This is a genomic window from Frankia nepalensis, assembly GCF_016786325.1.
Taxonomy (GTDB): domain Bacteria; phylum Actinomycetota; class Actinomycetes; order Frankiales; family Frankiaceae; genus Pseudofrankia; species Pseudofrankia nepalensis.
Genome location: NZ_JADWYU010000270.1, coordinates 1 through 5,467 on the forward strand (window position 1 = coordinate 1; position 5,467 = coordinate 5,467).

The 5,467-nt window shown below is 72.2% G+C and carries 4 protein-coding genes; 1 reads left to right on the top strand and 3 read right to left on the bottom strand.

Translation table 11 applies throughout. The annotated features are described in order from the left end of the window. Positions 1 to 150: 150 nt before the first annotated feature. The 3 genes from I6A81_RS40055 to I6A81_RS40065 all read right to left on the bottom strand — a co-directional run bounded on the left by I6A81_RS40055 (position 151) and on the right by I6A81_RS40065 (position 3,950). A complete protein-coding gene (locus I6A81_RS40055; protein WP_203002964.1) occupies positions 151 to 1,818 on the bottom strand; it encodes a bifunctional metallophosphatase/5'-nucleotidase in 1,668 nt (555 codons plus the stop codon). Between the two features lie 174 nt (positions 1,819 to 1,992). Continuing rightward, positions 1,993 to 2,826, bottom strand: coding sequence for a TIGR03943 family putative permease subunit (locus tag I6A81_RS40060; RefSeq protein ID WP_203002963.1), 834 nt, complete (start codon positions 2,824 to 2,826; stop codon positions 1,993 to 1,995). Then, on the bottom strand, positions 2,823 to 3,950 hold the full coding sequence (locus I6A81_RS40065; protein WP_203002962.1) for a permease: 1,128 nt from the start codon (positions 3,948 to 3,950) through the stop codon (positions 2,823 to 2,825). Before I6A81_RS40065 ends, I6A81_RS40060 begins: the two co-directional genes overlap by 4 nt. Before the next feature lie 310 nt (positions 3,951 to 4,260). Here I6A81_RS40065 and I6A81_RS40070 point away from each other — a divergent pair. Next, on the top strand, positions 4,261 to 5,467 hold a 1,207-nt coding region (locus I6A81_RS40070; RefSeq protein ID WP_407661461.1), incomplete at its 3' end, for a glycerophosphodiester phosphodiesterase.

The following is a 5,467-nucleotide window of genomic DNA, read 5'->3' on the forward strand; positions in this document are numbered from 1 at the left end:
CCGTCTCGGCGGTGGCGACGACGGCGTCCACCCAGGGGCGCGGGTCGACGCCGCGGGCCACCGTCGCCGCGGCGGCCCGTCGGCCGGGGCGGCCGCCGGCCCGCCGCGAGGCGACAGTCTCGCGAGAGCTGTCAGGGAACCCCGGAGCCGTCAGGCGGCCACGGTGATCCGGTTGGTCGCCGGCGGCGCGACCGGGGCGTTCGCGGTCAGGTAGGCCGCGAACGCGTCAAGGTCGACGCCCTGGTTGACCGGGCCGGTGCCCTCGGTGAAAACGCTGAAGCCGTCGCCACCACCGGCAAGGAAGTTGTTGATGGTGATCTGGTAGGCGGCCGTCGGGTTCAACGGCTGGCCACCGATGACGATGTTGCTGACCTTCGAGCCGACCGGAGCGCTCTGGCTGACCGTGTAGGTGATGCCGGCCGGCTGGAGGATCCGGTTCAGGGCGTACTGCTGCTCCAGGACCCGCTTGATGGCGTCACCCGTCATGGTCTGCACCGTGAGCAGGTTGGCGAACGGTTGGACGGTGAACGCCTCGCCGTAGGTGACCTGGCCCGGCTGCTCGGCGCCGGACGGCGCGAACACCAGGTCGGCCCGGACACCGCCGGGGTTCATGAACGCGGCCACCGCGCCGCCCTTGTCCGGGGCGGAGGTCGCCGCGAGCTGGGACGAGGCGATCAGGTTGCCGAGCGGCGTCTCGCCACTCGGAGCGGCTACCCGGTTGATGTCGGCCGTGATGCTTCCGATGACCTGGTTCTCCAACGTCGCGGACGCGGCGCCGTACTCGTCGATCATCCGGGTGATCTTCTGCTCCGGCTTCACGTCCCGGGTCACGATGTGGTTCGCCGCGACGGCCTTGACGACGTCGCCGGACCCCTTGTCGATGGTCAGGTTCATCTCGGTGATGATCCGGCCGAACGACGCGGCCTGGGTGACCAGCCGGCCGTCGACGACGCAGTTGTACGGCTGGTGGCTGTGACCGGAGACGACCGCGTCGATCTCGTCATCAAAGCCGTTGACGATGTCGACGATCGGACCGGTCAGGCCGGTGCAGCCGTCGTAGGTGCCGGTGCTGGCCTGCGATCCGCCCTCATGCAGGATGACGACGATCGTCTGAACGCCCTGGCTCTTCAGCGTCTGGGCCGTGGCGTTCGCCGTGGCGACCTCGTCCAGGAACTTCAGGCCCGCGACGCCGTCGGCCGTGACGATCCCCGGGGTGCCCTCGAGGGTCATGCCGATGAAGCCGACCTTCACGCCCTGGAATTCCTTGATGGCGTAGGGCGGCAGGATCGGCTGGTTGGTGTCCTCGTCGACGACGTTCGCGGCCAGGTACTGGAAGTCCGCCCCGCGATACCTGCCGAGCTGGCAGCCGTCGACAGGATGGCAGCCACCGTTCTGCAGGCGCAGCAGCTCGGCCGAACCCTCGTCGAACTCGTGGTTGCCGACGCTGGCCAGGTCGACCTTCATCTGGCTAAGCACGTTGATGGTCGGCTCGTCGTGGAACAGCGCCGAGATCAGCGGACTGGCTCCGATGTTGTCGCCCGCCGCCACGGTGATCGTGTTGCGGTGACCCTTGCGCAGGTCGCCCAGATGCCTGGCGAGGTAAGTGGCACCGCCGGCGTCCACCGTGCCGATCCTGCCGCCGCTGCCGGTCGGGGGACGCAGGTTGCCGTGGAAGTCGTTGAATCCGAGGATCTGTACCTCTATCGTGCTGTCTTTTGCCGCGGCCGCGGCCGGCAGGGTGACCGCGAGACCGACGACTAGCGTGGCGGCGATGCCGACAACACCCAGGCGCGCCCGCCGTGAGGGACGAAGTCTCATCTGGCTCCGATCGGAACGGTGAATCGAGCGCGAGCAGGCTATTGGCCGCGCGTGGCGGGACCGCCACGGCGATGTCGCCTCCCGGTTAACGCCCGATGTCCGACCCCAGGCCCCGTGATCACCGATTTCACCGACCGCCACATTCGGGCCCGCGTTCGCCGTCCGCCCGTCAGGTCACGTCTCATAAGGGTCGGCCGGCGGTTCGATGACCTCAAGGGAACTCGCCATGAACCCCGGCCGGCCGTCCGGCGGGGCGTCGCCGGCCCAGCGCGCCTCGACCGTGACCCAGGTGTTCTCGTCCGGAACGGAGACATTCGCGGGAAGGGTGAGCGTGATGGCGGCCGGCTCGGCATCGGCCGCGCAGCAACGAATGACAAATCGCGTCAGGATGAGTTTTCGCCCGTCCGGGTCGACGACGAACCCGGTGAGCCGCAGGGTGTGCCCGGAGAGGGTGTCGCCGCCGTAGGCACGCTCGACGGCCTCGTCCAGCGCGACCGTGACGGTGCCATCCGCGCCGGCGCTCAGCGGCGTGAACGGCACCGGCCGCGGCGGTGGCACGCTGACCGCGGCCCGGCTGGCGCTGAACGCGCCGAGCGCCGGCGGCCCGACGAGGTAGACGACCGCGACCGGCAGCACCAGCAGCAGCGCCACCCGCGGCGCCCCACCGAAGCCGCGTCCGTGTCCGTGCTCGTGCTCGTGCTCGTGCTCGTCGGGATGCTCGCCGGACTCGGCACGCCCGCCGGAGCGGACGTAGCTGGCGAGCGCCACGAGGCCGAGCAGCGCGACCAGCGCGCCGGTGGCGAACAGCGGGATCCGCATCTCGCCCCGGACGTAGGACGTGTACGCGCCGGTCTGGGCGAGCCGCAGGCAGGTGACGCCGACGACGAGCAGCAACAGGCCACCGAGTGGCCCGACCCGTTCGCCGGCCGCGGCCGGCCGGTGGTCCCCGTGCCCGCCAGGCCGGTCGCGCGGAAGCGATGAATCCGTCGCCGGAGGTTCGGCGGTCACAGCAGGATCTCCCCCACGACGACGGCCGACAGGACCGCCGTGACGAACGTGAGCGGGGCGAAGACGGTCGTCACCCGGCGGCCGAACGTGCCCCACTGCATGGCTATCAGCTTCACGTCGACCATCGGCCCGACGACGAGGAACGCCAGCCGCGCGGTCAGCGGGAACTGCGTCATGCTGGCGGCGACGAACGCGTCCGCCTCGGAGCAGATCGCCAGCAGCACGGCGAGCGCGGCGAGCGCGAGCACGGTCAGCGGGCCGGCGTCCGACACCGCGTCCAGCGCCGACCGCGGCACCGCCACGTTGAGGGTCGCGGCGAGCGCGGCGCCGAGCACGAGAAATCCGCCGGCGTGCAGGAAGTCGTGTCCGGCGACCTCGGCGAGCCGGCCCCACCGCCACGCGGCCCGCGCCCGCGCGGGACTCGCCGCGCGGGTGGCCGGCGGGGGCAGCGGAACGCCGAACCGGTGCCAGACCAGGCCGACCAGAACCGCCGCCGCCAGCGACGCGACGAACCGCGCCGCCACCATCTCAGGCGTGCCCGGGAAGGCGACCGCGGTCGACACCAGCACGATCGGGTTGATGGCCGGCGCCGCGAGCAGGAACGTGAGCGCGGCGGCGGGCGGCGCGCCGTTGTCGGCGAGCCGTTTCGCCACCGGTACCGAGCTGCATTCGCAGCCCGGCAGCACCGCCCCGGAGACGCCCGCGACGGGCACGGCGAGCGTCGCCCGCCGTGGCAGGACCCGGCCGAGCGCGCCGTCGGGCACGAACGCCGCGACGGCGCCGCTGACCAGCACGCCGAGCGCGAGGAACGGTGCGGCCTGGATCGTCACAGCCAGAAAGATCGTGCACCAGGCGCGCATGCCGTCGGCGTCCGCGTAGAAGACGGCGAGCCCCACCGGCACGACGACCGCGAGCACGGCGAGGACGCTCCCGGGCGACGGCGCCGCCCGGCCGGCGATGCCCCGGCGCGCCGGGGCCGTCGTCTCCGGAGTCGTGGGAACGGGACTGGTGCGAGCCGCCGGGGCCGCGGCCGTCGGTACCGGAGCCGGCGGTACCGAGTCTGTCGGTACCGGGGTCACGGCCGTCGTCGAATGGGCGTCCGGGCTGGACCTGGCCGCTGGCACGGGGCGGACTCTAGCTGCGGCTTCCGCGAGCCCGCCAGCCACTCTCTCGCCGTTCACAGCGGCTTTACGTGTCGTCAATCCGCGACCGGGTGTCTCCTACTCGCGCGATCGACCCGCCGGCACCCACACGGTCGATCCGCCGGCCGGGCGCGCCGGGATTCGCCGCGCCGGGGCGGCCCAGGCGGTTCACTTCCTGGCCGGCCTTTCGACAGAAACGAGCAAGGTCCGGGCTGCGCGAATGTACCGCGTCATTGCTTGGCTTGGCCGGCGCGCCGGCGTCGAGGGACGACGTCGCCGCGCAGGAGGACCTGTGGAGCGCAACACGGAAGACCACCCCGCCGAGGACCGGTCCGCCCACGACCGTCCCGCGGTCGGCCGCCGCGCCCTCGGCCGCCGCAGCGTGATCGCGGGGCTCGCGGCCACGCCCGTCATCGTCGCCACCGCCTCGGCCGCCTCGGCCTCGGGCAGCCAGGGCGGATCCGGGCAGGGCTCCCGGCCGAAGACCCTCGTGGTGGGGCACCGCGGCGCCTCCGGCTACCGGCCGGAGCACACGCTGGCCTCGTACGAGCTCGCGGCCCGGATGGGCGCCGACTTCGTCGAGCCGGACCTCGTCATCACCAAGGACGGCCACCTCGTCTGCCGGCACGAGCCCGAGATCGGCGGCACGACGAACGTCGCCGACCACCCCGAGTTCGCGGCCCGCAGGGTGACGAAGACCCTCGACGGCGTGGCGGTGACCGGCTGGTTCACCGAGGACTTCACGCTCGCCGAGCTGAAGACGCTGCGCGCCAAGGAGCGGATCCCGGACATCCGGCAGCGCAACACCCTGTACGACGGCCGGTTCGAGATCCCGACGCTGGCCGAGGTGCTCGACCTGCGCAAGCGGCTGTCGAGGGAGCTGGACCGCGAGATCGGCGTCTACCCGGAGACCAAGCACCCGACCTACTTCCAGCAGGCGGGGCTGCCGCTGGAGAAGCGGCTGCTGGACGCGATCAGCCGGGCGGGCCTGAACGACAAGAAGGCGGCGGTCTTCGTGCAGTCCTTCGAGGTGACCAACCTGATCCAGCTGCGCAAGCTCGGGCTGAAGACGCCGGTGGTCCAGCTGCTGTCCGGCAGCGGCGCTCCCTATGACCTGCGCGCCGCCGGTGACCCGCGCACCTACGCCGACCTGATCACCCCCGCCGGCCTGAAGACGATCGCTACCTACGCGAACGGCATCGGCCCGGAGAAGAACCAGGTCATCCCGCGGGACTCCGCCGGCAACCTGCTCGCGCCGACCTCCCTCGTCACGGACGCGCACGCCGCCCGTCTGCTCGTGCACCCGTACACGTTCCGCGCGGAGAACAGCTTCCTGCCCGCCGGTTACCGGAAGGGCACCGTGGCGGCCGAGTACGGCCGGGCCATCGACGAGCAGGTCACCTTCCTGAAGGCGGGTATCGACGGCCTGTTCACCGACAACGCCGACGTCGGCGTTCTCGCCCGCGCCGCGGGCGGCCGCGGCGGCCCCCCCCCCCCCC